This is a genomic window from Pseudomonas fluorescens (genome assembly GCF_902497995.1).
GTDB classification, from domain to species: Bacteria; Pseudomonadota; Gammaproteobacteria; order Pseudomonadales; family Pseudomonadaceae; genus Aquipseudomonas; species Aquipseudomonas fluorescens_BK.
Map to the genome: position 1 here is coordinate 1 of NZ_CABVII010000076.1, position 510 is coordinate 510.

The 510-nt window shown below is 53.5% G+C and carries 1 pseudogene; it reads right to left on the reverse strand.

Features of this window, described 5'->3' with window-relative positions:
- Positions 1 to 510, reverse strand: a pseudogene (locus tag F8N80_RS30985) (aldehyde dehydrogenase (NADP(+))); the annotation flags it as partial.

Genomic DNA, 510 nt, shown 5'->3' on the forward strand with positions numbered 1-510 from the left:
GGGTAAGGGCCGCCATGAACCATTTCATCGCAGACCTCGACACCTGTTGGGTATCCGTTAAGTAACAGGCGACCGGCCTTCAGTTCGAGCAAAGGAATCAAAGCGGAAAACGCTTCCAGATCCCCGGGATCAGCGATCAAAGTCGCGGTCAGTTGTCCCTGCAAACTGTGCAGTGCCTGCTGTAGATGCAGTGAATCATTTACCTCTACGAGAATGACCACGGGGCCAAAGACCTCGTGCTGAAGCAGTTCATCACTGTTGATCAGTAGCTCGGCGTCGGCTTCGAATAGCTGTGGATGAGCCTGAGCGCCTTCTTGAGGATGTCCTGCTCGATGGTGGATCTGCGAGTGATTGTGCAGTCGGATCAGGCCATCGGAGTAATTGCACAGCCCGCCCGCGTTGAGCATCGTGTGTGTAGGTTGAGCGTTGATATGCTGGGTCAGATCATCGACGAAAGCATCGAAATCGGGTGAGCGTATTCCGATGACCATTCCGGGTTTTGTACAGAAT